The sequence below is a fragment of the Halomonas sp. DP3Y7-2 genome (genome assembly GCF_019800795.1).
In the GTDB taxonomy this organism is placed as follows: domain Bacteria; phylum Pseudomonadota; class Gammaproteobacteria; order Pseudomonadales; family Halomonadaceae; genus Halomonas; species Halomonas litopenaei_A.
In genome coordinates, this window is the sequence record NZ_JAHVKJ010000004.1 from 17,540 (window position 1) to 34,126 (window position 16,587).

The 16,587-nt window shown below is 65.9% G+C and carries 27 protein-coding genes; 20 read left to right on the plus strand and 7 right to left on the minus strand.

What is annotated here, in order from left to right:
- Window positions 1-71 precede the first annotated feature (71 nt).
- The 9 genes from KUV45_RS04705 to KUV45_RS04745 all read left to right on the plus strand — a co-directional run bounded on the left by KUV45_RS04705 (window position 72) and on the right by KUV45_RS04745 (window position 8,172).
- Entirely contained in the window at window positions 72-1,493 is a 1,422-nt protein-coding gene (locus KUV45_RS04705) for a phage tail sheath protein (protein WP_222164278.1), read from the plus strand.
- Between the two features lie 17 nt (window positions 1,494-1,510).
- A complete protein-coding gene (locus tag KUV45_RS04710) occupies window positions 1,511-2,020 on the plus strand; it encodes a phage major tail tube protein (protein WP_222164187.1) in 510 nt (169 codons plus the stop codon).
- 66 nt (window positions 2,021-2,086) lie between these two features.
- Window positions 2,087-2,413: a phage tail assembly protein gene (locus tag KUV45_RS04715; protein ID WP_224852166.1), complete on the plus strand. Its 327-nt coding sequence runs from the start codon at window positions 2,087-2,089 to the stop codon at window positions 2,411-2,413.
- 26 nt (window positions 2,414-2,439) lie between these two features.
- On the plus strand, window positions 2,440-2,574 hold the full coding sequence (locus tag KUV45_RS04720) for a GpE family phage tail protein (protein ID WP_222164188.1): 135 nt from the start codon (window positions 2,440-2,442) through the stop codon (window positions 2,572-2,574).
- Between the two features lie 41 nt (window positions 2,575-2,615).
- Complete coding sequence (locus KUV45_RS04725) at window positions 2,616-5,342, plus strand: phage tail tape measure protein (protein WP_222164189.1); 2,727 nt, start codon at window positions 2,616-2,618, stop codon at window positions 5,340-5,342.
- Window positions 5,343-5,371: 29 nt separating this feature from the next.
- The gene (locus KUV45_RS04730; protein WP_222164190.1) at window positions 5,372-5,815 is read left to right on the plus strand and encodes a phage tail protein; all 444 of its coding nucleotides are present in this window, start codon (window positions 5,372-5,374) and stop codon (window positions 5,813-5,815) included.
- The gene (locus KUV45_RS04735; RefSeq protein WP_222164191.1) at window positions 5,812-6,837 is read left to right on the plus strand and encodes a phage late control D family protein; all 1,026 of its coding nucleotides are present in this window, start codon (window positions 5,812-5,814) and stop codon (window positions 6,835-6,837) included. Before KUV45_RS04730 ends, KUV45_RS04735 begins: the two co-directional genes overlap by 4 nt.
- Window positions 6,838-7,044: 207 nt before the next feature.
- Window positions 7,045-7,548 (plus strand): ImmA/IrrE family metallo-endopeptidase, encoded by a 504-nt coding sequence (locus KUV45_RS04740; RefSeq protein ID WP_222164192.1) that lies wholly within the window; start codon window positions 7,045-7,047, stop codon window positions 7,546-7,548.
- Between the two features lie 60 nt (window positions 7,549-7,608).
- On the plus strand, window positions 7,609-8,172 hold the full coding sequence (locus KUV45_RS04745) for a hypothetical protein (protein ID WP_222164193.1): 564 nt from the start codon (window positions 7,609-7,611) through the stop codon (window positions 8,170-8,172).
- 132 nt (window positions 8,173-8,304) lie between these two features.
- On the opposite strand, the gene KUV45_RS20425 is transcribed toward KUV45_RS04745, so the two are convergent.
- The 7 genes from KUV45_RS20425 to KUV45_RS04775 all read right to left on the minus strand — a co-directional run bounded on the left by KUV45_RS20425 (window position 8,305) and on the right by KUV45_RS04775 (window position 11,472).
- Window positions 8,305-8,574, minus strand: coding sequence for a hypothetical protein (locus KUV45_RS20425; RefSeq protein ID WP_374107013.1), 270 nt, complete (start codon window positions 8,572-8,574; stop codon window positions 8,305-8,307).
- On the minus strand, window positions 8,571-8,753 hold the full coding sequence (locus KUV45_RS04750; RefSeq protein ID WP_222164194.1) for a YodC family protein: 183 nt from the start codon (window positions 8,751-8,753) through the stop codon (window positions 8,571-8,573). Before KUV45_RS04750 ends, KUV45_RS20425 begins: the two co-directional genes overlap by 4 nt.
- A gap of 192 nt (window positions 8,754-8,945) precedes the next feature.
- On the minus strand, window positions 8,946-9,299 hold the full coding sequence (locus KUV45_RS04755) for a hypothetical protein (protein ID WP_222164195.1): 354 nt from the start codon (window positions 9,297-9,299) through the stop codon (window positions 8,946-8,948).
- 9 nt (window positions 9,300-9,308) lie between these two features.
- Window positions 9,309-9,641, minus strand: a complete 333-nt coding sequence (locus KUV45_RS04760; RefSeq protein WP_222164196.1) for a hypothetical protein — start codon at window positions 9,639-9,641, stop codon at window positions 9,309-9,311.
- Window positions 9,642-9,651: 10 nt separating this feature from the next.
- Window positions 9,652-9,984 carry a hypothetical protein gene (locus KUV45_RS04765; RefSeq protein WP_222164197.1) on the minus strand — a complete coding sequence of 111 codons (333 nt, stop codon included), beginning with the start codon at window positions 9,982-9,984 and terminating at the stop codon, window positions 9,652-9,654.
- A 65-nt stretch (window positions 9,985-10,049) separates the two neighbouring features.
- Entirely contained in the window at window positions 10,050-10,604 is a 555-nt protein-coding gene (locus KUV45_RS04770) for a LexA family transcriptional regulator (RefSeq protein WP_222164198.1), read from the minus strand.
- 304 nt (window positions 10,605-10,908) lie between these two features.
- Window positions 10,909-11,472, minus strand: a complete 564-nt coding sequence (locus KUV45_RS04775; protein ID WP_222164199.1) for a hypothetical protein — start codon at window positions 11,470-11,472, stop codon at window positions 10,909-10,911.
- 31 nt (window positions 11,473-11,503) lie between these two features.
- Here KUV45_RS04775 and KUV45_RS04780 point away from each other — a divergent pair, with 31 nt between their 5' ends.
- The 11 genes from KUV45_RS04780 to KUV45_RS04830 are packed head-to-tail and all read left to right on the plus strand — an operon-like array spanning window position 11,504 to window position 16,586.
- On the plus strand, window positions 11,504-11,725 hold the full coding sequence (locus KUV45_RS04780; RefSeq protein WP_222164200.1) for a hypothetical protein: 222 nt from the start codon (window positions 11,504-11,506) through the stop codon (window positions 11,723-11,725).
- A gap of 36 nt (window positions 11,726-11,761) precedes the next feature.
- Window positions 11,762-11,965 (plus strand): hypothetical protein, encoded by a 204-nt coding sequence (locus KUV45_RS04785; RefSeq protein ID WP_222164201.1) that lies wholly within the window; start codon window positions 11,762-11,764, stop codon window positions 11,963-11,965.
- Window positions 11,966-12,000: 35 nt separating this feature from the next.
- On the plus strand, window positions 12,001-12,198 hold the full coding sequence (locus KUV45_RS04790) for a hypothetical protein (protein ID WP_222164202.1): 198 nt from the start codon (window positions 12,001-12,003) through the stop codon (window positions 12,196-12,198).
- Entirely contained in the window at window positions 12,195-12,461 is a 267-nt protein-coding gene (locus KUV45_RS04795; RefSeq protein WP_222164203.1) for an ogr/Delta-like zinc finger family protein, read from the plus strand. Before KUV45_RS04790 ends, KUV45_RS04795 begins: the two co-directional genes overlap by 4 nt.
- 22 nt (window positions 12,462-12,483) lie before the next feature.
- Window positions 12,484-12,876 (plus strand): hypothetical protein, encoded by a 393-nt coding sequence (locus KUV45_RS04800; RefSeq protein WP_222164204.1) that lies wholly within the window; start codon window positions 12,484-12,486, stop codon window positions 12,874-12,876.
- A gap of 36 nt (window positions 12,877-12,912) precedes the next feature.
- Entirely contained in the window at window positions 12,913-13,335 is a 423-nt protein-coding gene (locus KUV45_RS04805; protein ID WP_222164205.1) for a hypothetical protein, read from the plus strand.
- Window positions 13,335-13,544: a hypothetical protein gene (locus KUV45_RS04810; RefSeq protein WP_222164206.1), complete on the plus strand. Its 210-nt coding sequence runs from the start codon at window positions 13,335-13,337 to the stop codon at window positions 13,542-13,544. The genes KUV45_RS04805 and KUV45_RS04810 overlap by 1 nt, the downstream gene beginning before the upstream one ends.
- Window positions 13,541-15,823: a replication endonuclease gene (locus KUV45_RS04815; RefSeq protein ID WP_222164207.1), complete on the plus strand. Its 2,283-nt coding sequence runs from the start codon at window positions 13,541-13,543 to the stop codon at window positions 15,821-15,823. Before KUV45_RS04810 ends, KUV45_RS04815 begins: the two co-directional genes overlap by 4 nt.
- A 23-nt stretch (window positions 15,824-15,846) precedes the next feature.
- Complete coding sequence (locus KUV45_RS04820; protein WP_222164208.1) at window positions 15,847-16,086, plus strand: hypothetical protein; 240 nt, start codon at window positions 15,847-15,849, stop codon at window positions 16,084-16,086.
- Window positions 16,079-16,300 (plus strand): TraR/DksA C4-type zinc finger protein, encoded by a 222-nt coding sequence (locus KUV45_RS04825; RefSeq protein ID WP_222164209.1) that lies wholly within the window; start codon window positions 16,079-16,081, stop codon window positions 16,298-16,300. The genes KUV45_RS04820 and KUV45_RS04825 overlap by 8 nt, the downstream gene beginning before the upstream one ends.
- The gene (locus KUV45_RS04830; RefSeq protein ID WP_222164210.1) at window positions 16,290-16,586 is read left to right on the plus strand and encodes a hypothetical protein; all 297 of its coding nucleotides are present in this window, start codon (window positions 16,290-16,292) and stop codon (window positions 16,584-16,586) included. Before KUV45_RS04825 ends, KUV45_RS04830 begins: the two co-directional genes overlap by 11 nt.
- The last annotated feature ends 1 nt before the right edge of the window (window position 16,587 follow it).

Here is a 16,587-nt window from a genome sequence, read left to right on the forward strand (position 1 = left end):
ACGGCGTCCGCGTCGTCGAAGTCAATGAAGGCACCCGACCGATCCGCACCGTGTCGACCGCGGTGATCGGCATGGTGGCCACCGCCCCCGATGCCGCCGCCGGCTTGGCCGCCAGCCTCTTCGTCGACTTCGCCGCCACCGGCAGCGGCGTCACCTACACCGCAGCCGCCGCCGGCACCAACGGCAACGGCATCCGCGTGCGCTACCTCGACCCGACCGCCAACTCCGCCACCCTGGCGGTCACCGTCGCCAGTAATGACATCACCGTCAGCCTCGCCACCGACGCCACCGGCGTAATCACCAGCACCGCCGCCGAGGTGGCCACCGCCGTCAACGGCGAGCCCGACGCTAGCGCTCTAGTCACCGCCGCCGAGGATGGCAGCGGCGCCGGGGTGGTCGCCGCCCTGGGCTACCAGAACCTCACCGGTGGCGAAGACGAGCCCTTCCCGCTCGACACCCCGGTGCTGATCACCGACCCCCGCGGCGCCGCCGGCCGGGCCGGCAGCGAGGGCACCCTGGCCCGGGCGCTGGACGCCATCGCTGACCAGACCAAGGCCATGGTCATCGTCGTGCGTGTCGCCGAGGGCGCCGACGAAGCCGAGACCAAGACCAACGTCATCGGCGGTACCGGCGCCACCGGCAAGAAGACCGGCATGCAAGCCCTGCTCGCCGCCGACCAGCGTTTCGGCGTCAAGCCGCGCATCCTCGGCGTGCCAGAGCTCGACGACGCCGACGTTGTCAGCGAGCTGATCGACATCGCCCAGAAGCTGCGCGCCTTCGTCTACGCCAGCGCCGGCGACAGCGCGACCATGGAAGAGGCCGCCATGTACCGCCAGAACTTCGGCGCCCGCGAGGTGATGGTCATCTGGCCGGACTTCACCGGCTGGGATACCGCCACCTCGAGCACCCGCAACCTCTCCGCCGTGGCCCGGGCGCTGGGCATGCGCGCCAAACTCGACAACGACATCGGCTGGCACAAGACCCTCTCCAACCAGCCCGTCAATGGCGTGACCGGCATCTCCGCCGACGTCTTCTGGGATCTCCAGGACCCCGCCACCGACGCCGGCTACCTGAACAGCCACGAGGTCACCACCCTGATCAACCGCGGCGGCTTCCGCTTCTGGGGCTCGCGCACCTGCACCATCGACCCGCTGTTCGCCTTCGAGAACTACACCCGCACCGCCCAGGTGCTGGCCGACACCATCGCCGAGGCCCACCTCTGGGCCGTCGACCTGCCGATGCATCCCTCCTTGGTCAAGGACATCGTCGAAGGCATCAACGCCAAGTTCCGCGAGCTCACCCGCCGCGGCTACATCCTCGGCGGCGAGGCCTGGTTCGATGCCGAGCTCAACACCCCCGAGGTGTTGAAGGCCGGCAAGTTGTACATCGACTACGACTACACCCCCGTGCCGCCGCTCGAGAACCTGCTGTTCCAGCAGCGCATCACCGATCGTTATCTGCTCGACTTCGCCGACCGCGTCGCCGCCGCCTGAGCCCAAGGAGACCGAAGATGGCACTTCCACACATCCTGAAAGACTTCAACCTGTTCGGCGACGGCGTCAACTGGCAAGGCAAGATCCCGTCGCTCACCCTCCCCGAGCTCTCGCGCCGGGTCTCCGAATACGAGGGCGGCGGCATGGAGGGCGCCGTTGAGATCGACCTTGGCCAGGAGATCATCGAGTTCGAATGGAACGCCGGCGGCCTGATCGGCGAGATCTTCGACAGCTACGGCTCGCCCACCCACGACGCCGCCATGCTCCGATTCGTCGGCTCCTACGAATCCGACGAGGACGGCCAGGTGGTGCCGGTCGAGATCGTCGTGCGCGGCCGCCACAAGACCATCGCCATGGGCGAGGCCAGCAAGGGCGACAACAACCAGAAGACCATCACCACCACCTGCAGCTACTACAAGCTGACCATCGACGGCGAAGAAAAGGTCGAGATCGATCTGCCCGGCTATGTGTTCCGTGTCAACGGCGAGGACCGCCTCGCCGAGCGTCGTCAGGCGCTGGGCCTCTAACGCCATCCGCACACGCTCGCCCCCGTCGGGACGAGCCATCACCACCGACCGCTCAGGAGAGCCTCCGTGGAAGACAAGACCCAGGACACCACCGCACCGCTGCCCCAGATCCCCACCGAGACCGTCGAGCTCGACACCCCCTTCACCCGTGGCAAGCGCACCATCGGCGAGATCCAGGTACGCAAGCCCAAGGCGGGGGCCCTGCGCGGCGTCGCCCTCACCGACCTGCTGCAGATGGAGGTCAGCGCCCTGACCAAGGTCCTGCCGCGCATCACCGAGCCCGCGCTCACCGAAGCCGAAGTCCGCGAGCTGGACCCCGCCGACCTGGTGCAGCTGGGAGGCACCGTCGCCGGTTTTTTGGTACCGAGGAAGACGCGCGAGGCCACCGAGTAGCCCTGCCCGAGCACGTCGACGACGCCATGGCCGACCTGGCCATGGTGTTTCACTGGGGCCCGCCGGAGATGGACGCCATGAGCCTGGCCGAACTCATGGAATGGCGCGAACGCGCCCGGCTCCGCTTCGAACCCCGCGCACCGCGCAAGTCGCGGAAATGACCCCGGCCTGACCCACCCCACCGCGACATCAGGGAAGCCCGATGGCCCGAGACCTCAAGCTGCAAGTCATCCTCGACGCAGTGGACCGGGCCACCGGCCCGCTCAAGAACATCACCCGCGGCAGCGGCAAGACCGCCGAGGCCCTCAGAAACAGCCGCGAACAGCTCAAGACGCTGGAACGTGCCCAGCGCGACCTCCGTGGCTTTCGCGAGCTCAAGCGCCAGAGCGAAGGCAGCGCCCGCGCCCTCGACGAGCAGCAGCGCGAGATCCGCGAACTCTCACGTCAGCTGCGCAGCGCCGAGGGCGATACCGCGGATCTCACCCGACGCCGCGACGCAGCCATCCGCCAAGCCCAGCGCCTCAGCCGCCAGTACGACAACGAGCAGCGCCAGTTGCAGCAGCTGCGCAGCAGCATGACCCGCGTCGATGGAGTGACCGGCAGCCTCAGCGACCAGCAGAGCGAGTTGCAGCGCCGGGTCAAGCAAGCCAACGACGAGCTCCAGCGGCAGCAGCGCGAGCTCGGCGAGGTCGCCAGAAAGCAGCGGCAAGCCGCCGACGCCTCGCGCCAATTCCATCGAGGCATGGGCCGCGCCAGTCGCCTCATGGGCGCCGGGGCCGGCGGCCTGGCCACCGGCGGCGCGAGCCTCTACGGCGGCGCCCGCATGCTCGCCCCCGGCGTCGACTACGGCGCCGCCATGTCCCGAGTCCAGGCCCTGACCCGACTCGAGCGTGACGACCCACGCTTCAAGGCGCTCCAGGATCAGGCGCGGCGACTGGGCTCGTCCACCTCATTCAGCGCCACCCAGGCCGCCGAGGCTCAGGGCTATCTCGGCATGGCCGGCTTCGACCCCGAGGCCATCATCGCCGCCATGCCCTCGATGCTCGACCTGGCCAAGGCGCAAGGCGCCGACCTCGGCCGCACCGCGGACATCAGCTCCAACCTGCTGTCGGGCTTCGGTCTCGATCCAGCGGAAATGAACCGCCTAGCCGACGTCATCACCGCCACCACCACCCGTGCCAACGTCGACCTGGAGATGCTCGGCGAGTCGATGAAGTACGTGGCCCCCGTGGCCCGCGAGATGGGGCTCTCGCTGGAGGAATCGGCCGCCATGGCGGGATTGCTCGGCAACGTGGGTATCCAGGGCAGCCAGGCCGGGACCACCCTGCGTGCCATGATGCTGCGGCTTTCCGCCCCCACCGGCGCCGCCGCCGGAGCGATCCAGGAACTCGGCATCAACGTCAAGGATGCCGAGGGCAACATGCGCAACGTCCCGACGATCCTCGCCGACGTGGCCAAGGCCACCGAGGCCCTGGGTAACGCCGAGCGCCTGGAATACCTCAAGGCGATCTTCGGCGAGGAGCCGGCCGCCGGCATGGCCGAGCTGATCAACCAGCAGGGCGCCGCCGGTGTCGAGGCCTTCGTTGCCATCCTCGAGCAGGCCGCCGGCGAGAATGCCCGGGTCGCCAAGGTCATGGCCGACAACCTCAAGGGCGACCTCCAGGGCTTGAACAGCGCCTGGGAAGAGATCGGCATCACCCTCACCGACACCAACGAAGGCCCCCTGCGCGGGCTGATCCAGAACGTCACCGAGATCACTCGCGCCGTCGGCGAGTGGATGAAGGCCAACCCGGAGCTCACCGCCCAGATTGCCACCGCCGCCGCCGGCATCGCCGGTCTGGTGGCCGTGGGCGGCGCCCTGACCCTGGCGCTGGGCTCCCTGCTCGGCCCCATGGTGCTCACCCGCTACGGCCTGCAGATGCTCGGCCTCAAGGGCGGCGCCTTCACCCGCGTGCTGCGCGGCATCGCCACCCGGGCCATTCCCACCGTGATCGGCGCCCTGCGCATGCTCGGCGCGGCGGCCATGGCCAACCCCATCCTCGCCATCATCGGCCTGATCGCCACCGGCGCGCTCTATATCTGGTCGAACTGGGACACCCTCGGGCCGAAGTTCGCGGCCCTGTGGGACACCATCAAGATCCAGGGAGCCGCCTTCTGGGAGTGGCTCGAAGGCATCGGCACCGAGGCGGCGGACGCCATCGCCGATGCGTTCATGAACTGGACCCTGCCGGGCCTGCTGATCCAGCACTGGGACGCCATCAAGGCCAGCGGCGCCGAGATGTGGCAATGGTTCCAGGACGCCCCCGGCAACGCCATCGAGGCCGTGGCCATCATGCTCGACGATTGGGACCTCAAGGGCACCCTCAAGGAGAAGTGGGACGAGGCCATCGACTACCTGCGCAACCTCCCTGGGCGGATGCGCGACGCCGGCGCGGATCTCGCTCGCGGTGTCGGCGAAGGCATCAAGAACGGAGCCTCCGCCGCCTGGGACGCTGTCAGGGGCTTTGCCACGGAAACGACGCGAATCCCACAGTATGAATGGCAGATCAATTCACCCTCGCGTGTGTTCCGAGATATGGGGGGCCACCTGATGAGCGGCCTGGCCCAGGGCATCCACGGTGCCGAGCGTGAGCCCCTCGGCCAGATCGCCGCCTTCAGCCAGCGGCTCCGCGGGGCCGGCGCCGGCCTGGCCCTGGGCGCCGCCACCCTGCCCGCCGTGGCCACCGCCGACGTGCCTATCGATACCCGACCGCCCCTGGCCTCGGCACCGGCCAGTGTCACGGTGGAGGGGGACAGCATCACGCTCAACGTCTATCCCAGCGCCGGCATGGATGAGCGCGACCTGGCCAGATACATCGGGCGCATCCTGGAAGAACGGGATCGTCAGAAGGCCGCCCGCGTCCGCTCGGCGTTTCATGACATCGACTAATGCGACTCGACTGAACAGGAGCCCCACTCATGATGATGGCCTACGGCATGTTCGTCTTCGGTCTCGACACCGCCAGCTACAAGGAGCTCCAGCGCCGCACCGCCTGGCGACACGCCCCCCAGGGCCGCGTCGGGCGACGCCCCGCCCGCCAGTTCCTCGGCCCCGCCGACGACACCATCACCCTCGCCGGCACCCTGCTGCCCCACTTCACCGGCGGCCAGCAGAACCTCGACCGCCTGCGCGAGATGGCCAACGAAGGCGCCGCCTGGCCGCTCATCGAAGGCAACGGCACCTACTACGGGCTCTACATCATCGACGCCATGAGCGAGACCAAGAGCCACCACATGCGTGACGGCAGCGCCCAGATGATCGGCTTCGAGCTCACCCTGCAGCGCCTCGACGAGGACGGCGCCGAACTCTTCGGCCGCCTCGGCAGCCTGGGCGCCCGCGCCCTCACCGGAGCACTGGCATGAGCGCCTGGTACCGGCGGCAACAGGGCCGCCCCGCGCGGGTGCCGGCCTACGACATCGCCCTCGCCGGCCAGCGCATCAGCCCCGAGCTCGGCGCTCGCCTGCAATCGCTGCGCCTCACCGACCGCCGAGGCCTCGAGGCCGACCAGCTCGACATCGTCCTCGAGGACCACGATGGCCGCCTCGACCTGCCCCCGCGCGGCGCCGAACTGCGCCTCGCCCTCGGCTGGCAGGGCCAGGGCCTCATCGACCGCGGCACCTATATCGTCGACGAGGTCGAGCACGCCGGCGCCCCGGACACCCTGACCATCCGCGCCCGCTCGGCGGACATGCGCCAAGGCCTGCCCGGCAAGCGGACCCAGAGCTGGGACGACCTCACCCTGCGCGACATCCTCGGCACCATCGCCGCCCGCCACGACCTGACGCCGAGAGTCGCCGACGAATACGCCGGCATCCGCATCACCCACATCGACCAGACCGACGAATCGGACATGCACTTCCTCAGCCGACTGGCCGAGCGCTTCGACGCCGTGGCCACGGTCAAGGCCGGCAACCTGCTGTTCATCGCCGCCGGCCAGGCCACCACCGCCGGCGGCCTCGAGATCCCGCCCATCCGACTCCACCGCCAGGCCGGCGACACCCACCGCTACAGCGTCACCGACCGCGATGCCTACACCGGCGTCAAGGCACACTGGAACGACACCGCCGAGGCCGAACGTCAGGAAGTCGTCGCCGGCAGCGACGACAACGCCAAGGCCCTGCGTCCCACCTATGCCAGCCGGGAGGACGCCCTCGCCGCCGCCCAGGCCGAATGGCAGCGCCTCCAGCGGGGCGGTGCCTCGTTCCGCCTGGATCTCGCCGAAGGCCGCCCCGACCTCTACCCCGAGACCCCAGTCACGCTCAGCGGGTGGAAACCCGAGATCGACGCCACCGCCTGGCTGATCACCGAGATCAGCCACGACCTCAGCGACAGCGCCCTGACCAGCTCGCTGGAGATGGAGGTGAGAGGCCCAAGCAAGAGGTAATGCGACATGGATCAAGCCGAAAGGTACGTCGAAACCATCACGTATCGTCACGTTTAATCACAATGCGTATTGCACTTTGCGTGTCAGACTGCAATCATCAACCAATAGTTGAACAGTTTCACCGAAGCGACGAACGACGTGCGTAGTAGGTGCAGACACCGCCGTAGCGTCGCTTCGGCGGTGTTCTGTTGAGTGGGAGGGGTAGCGATGACGACATCTACAGCCGCTAAGAAAGCCCGCAGGGCGCTGGATCTGGTCTGGGACGAACAGCTCCCAGTCAATCCGACTGAGATCGCGCATCGTCTCATAGTGACCAAGGACAAGCACCCCATCAAGATGAAGGGTCGAGCAGGCATGGCCTATAGCGGGCAAGCGCGGTTCGATACCCAGTTAGAGGCTTTTGTTTGCGAATACAACCTTAATGAGGTCAGTTTCCGCCAGCGTTTCACTCAGGCGCATGAGCTTGGACACGTCATATTGGGACACGTCAACGATGGACGTGAACCGAAGCGTGACACCAATTTTGAGGTATCGACACGCGACCCCGACGAGATTGCCGCCAACCGCTTCGCTGCAGAATTGTTGATGCCAGAAGACTATGTGCGCACTGCCGTCAAGCGCGAGTTCGACATCAAGAAGCTAGCCCGCTTGTTTGATGTGTCTACAACCGCGATGCGCTTCCGTCTCAAGAACTTGGGGATCTTGTCGTAACCCATGGGCTGGAGAGATTGGCTCCCAGGGGGGAGACGACGTCATGCCGATAGCGCGGGGATGGATGATGCGCCGGACGCCAATGATATGCGTGCCCGAGACGCCTATGACGAAAACGGCGATTGGGGAAATGACTCTGCCTCGGAGCGAACCTCTGCAGACAGCAACAGTCTGCAAGAACGTCACCAAGAAGGCCTGACGCGAGACAAACTGACTCGGCATACTCAAGGAACGCAACAGGTCGAGACAGTCATAAATCGCACGAAACAGGCCTCCAAGTGGCTGTTACGCTTTTCCGTTGTCGGTGCGATCACCATCTTCATTATTGGCCTGCTTTCACTTCCTCAGGTGCGAGAGCTGATCACTTTTATTCCCTACATCAATCTGCCTGTCGACACACCCGGAAAAATACACTGGTCGACCTACCTCCTCCTCTTCATTCCTACCACGTTGATGGCCGTGCTGAGTATTACCCTATGGGTCACGGGTCTTCGCTTCTCAGCCCAAATCTATGGCGGCATTACTGACGAGGAAGCTAACAGCAATGATGCCAATACCGAGAACATAGCAGAGTGTCTCAAAACACTCCAAGAGGCCATGAAGCAAACCGGAAATGGTGGATAAGTCCGCGTGGTATTTCGCATAGATCATATGGTGCGAGCTTAGAACGAGAAACGCCTTAGCGTCTTAGGGCTTTAGCTCGTAGCCAAACTCGCGAATCCAGAAAAGCACAACAATCAAACTACTCAGCTTGAACTATCCGCGCGCCTCCCTACCGGGCTCATCTTCGGCAACACGAAACCGCCAGTACCTATCGGGCCTTACCCAGACCACATTCTCTTCGGTCAGGCGCCGAAAGGCTACCAGAACAGCCCTTCCAACAGCGAGGTTGCCCTCCGCATTTTCCCAGAGCAGATCGTCGGCCCCCTGCTTAACCAGGTAATCCACTACGTCGTCCTGGTATAAGCACCCTGCCCGCTCTATTTCAGCGAGCATCCATGACGCCGCATTATCTGGTTTCATCATTCCGCTTTCTCTACCTTCTCTAGAGAATCTTCAGGGAATTGCCCCTGCTCCAACTTTTTCCCTGCAAACCATTGACATGTGTAGACTACCCCACCTTCACGCGGCAAATTACGCACCGTCATTTCTGGGCCACCAGACTTGAGCTTGACGATGTCACCAACACCAAATTTAGTTTCCATTCTGTTACTCCTTTTCAATACACATGATGAAAATCGGCGCTTAATATTTCAGCGGCCACAGCGCTCCGACTGTTCAGATAAGAATGCTCGCCATGCAGCTGAGCGATATACAGTAGCCAGCACCTATTGATCGGCTCGTTTCCCGGCACCAACTATCGCGAAATTCACCTAGATGGGTCATCTCTAATCCTCTCAGCCGACGGCCGATAGCCGCGCCTGGTGAATCACTACCCCGCGAAAGTCCCTCACCTTCGCATACAGGCCGAAGCCGCCTCCCACCTCGCTCATAAAGTGCGCTCCACCCACACGGTGGCTCCGAAACAACCGCAGCTGTTTCTCGACCTCCAGGATCGCCAGGTCACCGTGCTGGAGCACCTTGGACTCGTCGACCACCAGCACATCCCCCTCGATGACCTCACCCTCGACGCCCGCCTCATCGGAGACCTCGACCAGGTAATGGTCGGGCGACACGTCCTGGATGCCCAGCGTCGAGACACATGGCTCAGTCAGGCCCGGGAACGCCGGGCCCAGATAATGAACTCGCATCGGCCGACCTCAATCGAAGCTGAACTCGCTGCGATTACTACCGGCCGACACCTCCATATCCACGCAGCTCTGCAGCATGGTATAGCTGCCAGGCCCACCGAAACTGGCGACCTCTTCACAGTGGCTCTGGATGGTGGGCGGCAGAGTCGCCCACCGCCCCTTGAGGCCGTTGTAGGCGCCTTGCTCCATATCGATGCAGCTGTTGTACATGGTATTGCTGAAATCGCCGCCGAAGCCGGCTACCTGCTCACAGTGGGTCTCGACATCGAAACGCGGGATCTCGGCCAGCGCCGGAGCGGCCATCAACAGACCGCCCAGCAGAACAAGGCTCTTCCTTGGCATGACCATCTCCTTATGATTTAGGCCGCGTGAACATCACGAACAGCCCCAGGATCACGTCCCCGAGCGCCCAGAACACCAGCAGCATACCGATGCCCAGCGTACCGCCGATGGCCGCCCCGGCCTGTTCAGCCTCGCTGGTGGCACTGTTCATACCATCACCGATGGCGCCGAAGTAGGCGAACATCCAGACCACCATCAGCACGTTGAACAGGATGAAGCTCCACTTGCACAACTTGCCGAACAGGCTCCGCCTCGGCTTGCGCAGTTGAACGCCACACTGGCTGCATTTGAAAGCGCTATCGCTCACTTGATGGTCGCATTCTGGGCAGGCTATCAATGCCATGATCTTGTTCCTTGCGTATTCGCCCCAGCGGGGCCGTTATAGTCTGGCGGTCTTGGCCGCCTTGCTCACGAGATCCGTCCAATCCGTACCGCGCACCGCCCCAGGATCTCAACGGCGGAAAGGTTCTCCGGCGGAATCATCTCCGGCCGGTAATGAGTGTTGTCACTGATCAGCATCCAGGCACCGCCCGCGACCCGCTGCACGCGCTTGATCCTTCGTTCGCCTTCCACCAGCAGCAGGAACACCCCCTCGGGCCGCTCCGGACGATCGCCGCGATTGATCAGCACCCAATCGCCATCCGCCAGGGTCGGCTCCATGCTGTCGCCACGCACCCGCACCCCAGCCACCCGGGCGGGAGAGATCCCCAGCGCCGAAAGCTCGGTCTCGGGAAAGTGCACCACCCCCTCGACGCGCTCGCACTCCAGGTCGCGGCCGCTGCCCGCGGCGCCCTCCACGTCGTACAGCGGCACCTCAGCCAGCCCCTCACCCGGTCCGCTGGCCGCCGCCACCGGCTCACCATCGCTCACTCGATAGGCCGCCGGGGCCCCGCCCCTCTCGCTTGACGTGGGCTGCCCGGTCATCACGTATGTAACATCTACACCAACCTCGCCAAGTCGCATGAGATATTCCACGGAACAACGCTTACGCCCACTCACTACATCTCGGAGCCCTTGCGGGGTCTCGTCCCCAGCTGCTCGCGAAGCCTCAGCAAGTGATTGAAATCCCGCACGTGCTATCTCGCTACGCAAGCGATCAAGCATTTCTTCCACGTCCTTGCTTGACATGATGTATTATTTCCACAAGACTGCATGTGATATTTACACACCGAAGGAGCTATTCATGCCCCAACCCCAGGCCAACATGCTCGCTCCCTGCTCTGTGCCCCAGACCCTGCCGCCCCGGGCCGCCAACCAGCAGGGCCGCTCAATGGGCACCACCTGGCACATGGCCCGGTCTCAGTGCGTCTTGGAGCTCGAGCAGTTTGTGCTGTTCTTCCCGACAGACCGCGTCCTGCTCGGGGTCGTCCGCACGGTGCAACGCCACTTCGGCCCGCTCGGCCTGGGCGATATAGCGGTCCACCAACGCTCGGCGACCACCACCCGCCAGGTTCTTACGGATGTTGCCGCGGGCCTCACCTTTGCCTCGGCCATCCGCATCGAGCAGAAACGCGATCTTGCCAAGCCGCATGCCGGGCGGGCGGGGCGTGATATCCATCAGCACGCCCTCCGGGTCACGCCACACGGCGTGCCATTCCGCCTCGATCATCACTTTCGGCCAGACCCACAGAGCCCAGCCCACTACCTGTTCGCCGCCGTAGATACGCACCTGCATTTCAACAGCGCGGAAGCACTGGGCGACTTCTGCACCCGCCACGGCCTGGTGGAGTACGTAGCGGGGCGCGACGCGAGGGAGCACCTCGTAGCAAAACCGCCGCGTCTGTCCCTCGCGGATATCCGCCACCCGCACCGGGTTCTTTGATCTCGACATTGCCTATCACTCCAAAAGGGAAGCCTAACCCATGAATACCGCGGAAACCATTCGTCACCCTCATCCCGTAACCACCCGTTCACCCAACGGCTGCCCTCGGCAGGTCATGACCCAGCTGACCCTCGAGGAACACCGCCTGCTCAAGGAATACGCCCTGGGTGAGGGCCGCTCCGTCTCCGGCACCGTGCGCCTGCTGGTCATCGAGGGCCTCAAGCGCCGCGGCATCGAGCCAGCCCCCATTCCAAGCGCCTGATCCGCTTTCCGCACCGCTGAACAAGGAACCCCAGCCATGCATCAGGACACCCGTCGCATCCGCCAGCGCTACGCCGCCATCAACCTCGACGAATACGAGGCCAGAGTCATCGACGCCCTGGTCGACTACACCGGCATCTCCAAGGCCACCTTGCTGCGACAGCTCGTCATCAAGGAGGCCCTCGAGACGCTCGGCGTCAGCGACCTCGTCACCCCCAATGTCGCCCACCGCGCCCCGTGAGGGCAGGCACAAAAAAGGTCCTCAAGGAGCCCCCCATGCCCGAAGAGCTTCGCCTGGCGCTGGATGCCGAGCTGGAACGCACCCTTGAAGCCGTGCGCGACGAGCAAGGACTCGAGTCGCTGGAGCAGGCCGCCGAGTGGCTGCTGCGCCGTCGCCTGCGCAAGGGAACCGGCAACCTGACCGGCAGGGGACGCGCCCTGTACCCCGTCAGCAACCAAGGAGGCCGCCGGTGAGCCAGCGAGTCAGCAAGAGCCGCAACGTCTGCCCGCACTGCCGGGAATTCGCCCGGGTCCGGTATTCCGAGCAGATCACCCCGCTCTATCGGGAAGGCGTCATCGAGTGTCAGAACCCGGAATGTGGCTGGCGAGGCACCTTCTCGCTGGAGTTCACCGCCACCCTCACCCCCAGCCAGCGGCCGGATACCGACGTGCAGCTGCCGCTCAAGGCCAGCGTCCGTCGCGCCCTGCTCGCCCAGCTGCAGTGTGCTGTCAGTTGATCCCCTAATCAGGAGTGAACCCATGAACAAGGTCATCCCCATGCCGGCCACCCGCGCCCCTCGCATCGACACCCATAACCTCGCCATCGCCGAGCTGTGGCGCTATCGCTGGGAGAACCGCGTCACGGCCCTGGGCAACTGCATCGAGCACCTGGTCACCGTCCACGACATGACCGAAGAGGCCGCCGAGATCGCCGCCATCCAGGCCTACGCCGATCTCGAGAGCGAGAACAAGCTCGTCCGCATCGACACCGACGCCACCACCGCCCACGTCGTCGTGCTGCGCACCGAAGGCGGCCGACCGGTGATGTTCACCGCCGCCGACCTGCTGCGTCTCCTCGAGCAGGCCCGCGCCGATGGCCGCGCCGTGGTCGTCGACCGCGACACGCGCCGCCCCGTCGTCCTCGAGCACTGATCCACCGCCGCCACCCACGCCGTCGAGAGGTCCGCCATGTCTGCCTCAGTCCACCAGCTGCCCACCCCGAGCACCCCGCCCGTCGTTCACCCCGACCGTGGCGAATGGGGCGCCCTGCGCGCCGAGCTCCACGGCCGCAGCAAAGACCAGGATCTTGCCGCCCTGTGGCGCGAGATGACCGCCGGCGAGCGCCGCACGCTGCTGGCCAGTGCCAGCGTCCCCCGGGCCGAGCGCGACCCCCGCCAGGCCATCGAGGACATGCCCAAGAGCAGTCGTGCCGCCATCCGCGCCGCCATCCACCGCATGAGCCAATACGCCGTGCGTCTGCGCGACTCCCTCGCCGGCGAACGTCCTCATCCCAGTCGTGAACTCGCCAGTCACGCCCGCCAGGCCCTGGCCGAGGGCAATACCGAGGCCGCCCTGCACTGGCTGGCCCTCATCGAGCGGGGGGTGGCGTGATGATCGAGGACGTTCTGACCCGCCTCTGGATCGCTCGCGGCGAGCTCGACGACCACGTCCACAGCCTGCGTGAGTGCGGCCATGCCGAAGCGGCGCGCGAGCTCAGCCAGGCCGCCGATCGCCTGGGCAACCAGCTGCTCGAAGCGGACGCCGTGGTACAGCAATACGCCGAGGCCCTCGCCGCCTCCGAGAAACCGGTGAACGCATGACCACGGCCCTCGAGCAGTCTCTGCAGTTCGGCAACCGCGAGTGCCACTGGTGGCGCCGGGCCCATTTCTGGGAGCCGCTGTCCACCATCGCCGAGCCGCTGGCCGCCGGCTTCGTGCACGTGGCGCACCGCTACGGCAACGCCGCCGGCAACCGCTGGTTACGGCGCAATGCCTCGGAGCTGTCCGACCCGGGCCAGATCTATCGCCGCTTTCCATCGATCGCCCACGACCTCGAGCGCGGCTTCCAGGCCCTGGTGCGCCGCGCCCCGACCACCATCGAGGGCCTCAAGCGCGGCTGCGAATGGCTGGCCAGCGTCGAGCAGCGCCTGAGCATCGGCGCCTTCAACTGCACCCACGACGACGACGCCCTGGTCTTCCATGCCGAGGCCCAGGCGCGCGCCATCGACGACGCGCGCAACAAGCTGATCGGTGGCATCGCCGAGTACAACCGCCGCCAACGCCTCGGTCTGCTGCCGCCGCCGGTCAAGCTGACCCGCCTGCCGGGCGACAGCCTGTCGGCGCAGTACCGCGCCATGGCCAACCTCATCGCCGCGTCACGCAACCCGCTGACCCCGCCTCCGGGCGGCATTCCCCTGATGGCGGTCTTCAAGTGGCAGCCCGCCCCCAAGATGTGCCTGGCAGTGGCCAATGAGCTGGCCCTGGACAAGGCGCGCACCCGGGCCCGCATCCACGGCATCACCCCGCCCCCCGCGAATGGCCCGTCCGAGATCCAGCTCGCTCGACTCACCTGCTCGCTGTGGTGGCGGCGCAAGCTGCGCCGCCTCGCCGGACGCCGCCTCGAGCAGGTCCAGCGCGAGGCCCATCGCGTGCATGCCCAGGCCGGCATCTACTGCAGCAACCTGACCATCGAGCGCCGCAAGAGCCAGAAGGTGCGCAACCGTGCCCTGCTCGAGACCCTCGAGGCCATCAATCAGCACGGCCAGGCCTATACCCTGGCCGAACTCGCCGAGCTCGGACTCGCCAACCCGGATCACCGTCGTGCCGAGCTCATGCTGCGCATCCGCGATACCGAGGCCGAGGCCCGCCGCCTGGGCCATGCCGGCATGTTTTACACCGTAACCGCGCCCAGCCGCTTCCATCCGGTGCTGCAGAACGGCGCCCGCCGCAATCCCAAGTATGACGGCGCCACGCCGCGCGAGGCCCAGCAGCACCTCCAGGCGTTGTGGGCCAAGGTGCGCGCCAAGCTGCACCGCGACGAGATCGGCATCTATGGCTTGCGCGTCGTCGAGCCCCACCACGATGGCACCCCGCACTGGCACCTGCTGGTCTGGATGAAGCCGGAACACGAGGCGGCCGTCACCCGTACCCTGCGCGACTACGCCGAGGCCGAGTCCCCCGAGGAGCTCTACGACCGACGCGGCAACAAGACCTCTGCCCGCTTCAAGGCCGTGAAGATCGAACACGCCCGCGGCACCGCCGCCGGCTACGTGGCGAAGTACATCAGCAAGAACATCAACGGCGAACAGTTCATGGACGCCGACAAGTACGACCAACCCATGCACTCGAGCGCCCCGAGGATCGAGACCTGGGCCGCCGTCTGGGGCATTCGCCAGTTCCAGTTCCTGGGCCTGCCCAGCGTGACCGTGTGGCGCGAGGTTCGCCGCCTCAATAAACGCCAGGATGCCCATGTCGCCGACTGGGAGGCCGCGACTCGCCCGGCCCCTGCCGCGGCCGAGCGCTTCCAGGCCATCCGCAAGGCCGCCAACGCCGGCCAGTGGGATCTCTTCCTTCGCCTCATGGGCGGGCCCAACCGCCCGCGCAAGGAACGCCCCGTCCGCCCCTGGACCGTCACGCGCATGGACACCAGCCGGCCCGAATTCAGCCATGCCACCGGCGAGATCCACGACGACATCCGCGCCCTCGGCCGCTATGGCGAGCCGAAGACAGCCACCTGCGGCATCGTCGTCACCGATCACCGCGGTCATGAAGCCGAGTACCTCACCCACGTCTATCGCTGGGAGGTGCGATCACGGCCACGAGGCCCAGCGGCGGGCACCTCGGGACCCGGCGAAGCCGGGGCCCCTTGGACTTGTGTCACTAACTGTACGGGGGTGGATATCACCCCCCGCCATCCCCCTCCCGAAGTCCTCGCCGAGCAGGTCCGGCGATTCCAGGAATGGCGGCAAAGCGATGAAGTCCGCGCCACCCAGGATGACGCCGAACTCGAGGCGCGAATGGTCCGCGCCGCCGCGCGGCGCCTGTTCCAACCACCGCCGCCGCCCGAGCCGGAAGAGTGCTTCCCGCCCGAGCTGTGCTGATCACCATCATCAAGGAGGAAATCATGCATCGCGAAAACCACGCGCCGCCCATGCGCACCCCGGCGCCCATCCAGCAGCCCACCGGCATCCTGCAGGACGCCGGCGAGCTCTCGGTCGTCTCCGAGCTCAGCGGCCGTGTAAGCCACCGCTACGCCATGGTCATCGCCTTCGACAGCGAGGAAGCGTTGCGCCGAGCCCTCGAGGAGCACCGGTGTGCCTACCGCGACGGCCAGGCGATTCAGGAGCAGATCGCCCATGGCTGACCGCGCCGATATCGCAGCCGAACTGATCGAGATGAGCCTCGAAGGCAGCCTAGCCAGCCGGCTTCAACTCACGACGACGCCGGCGGCTAAAACCACCGAGTGCGAAGACTGCGGCGACGAGATCCCCGCCGCTCGCCGCCGAGCGGCCCCCTGGGCCACCACCTGCATAGAATGCCAGGAAATCCACGAGAGGAAGCGCCGCCATGTCAGATAGACCCAGCAGCAGTGTCACCGCCGCCGAGATCCTGGACCAAGCCCAGATCTACGCCTGCACCTGGTCATCGGTGGACGGGCCTTTCGACGCCGGCGACACCCTCCAGCGTGCCCTCAAAGAAAAAGCAGAGCTGCGCCGGCTGGTGCAGCGCCTCGCCTTCGAACGCGACCGATACCGCGACTCGATGCAGGAACTGGCCGACCGCCTCGAGCCCGGAAAAGGGGTGGGGATCGGCATCAAGGAAAGCCAGTACCCCCAACACCTGCAGAATCCATCGGAGGCCTGAG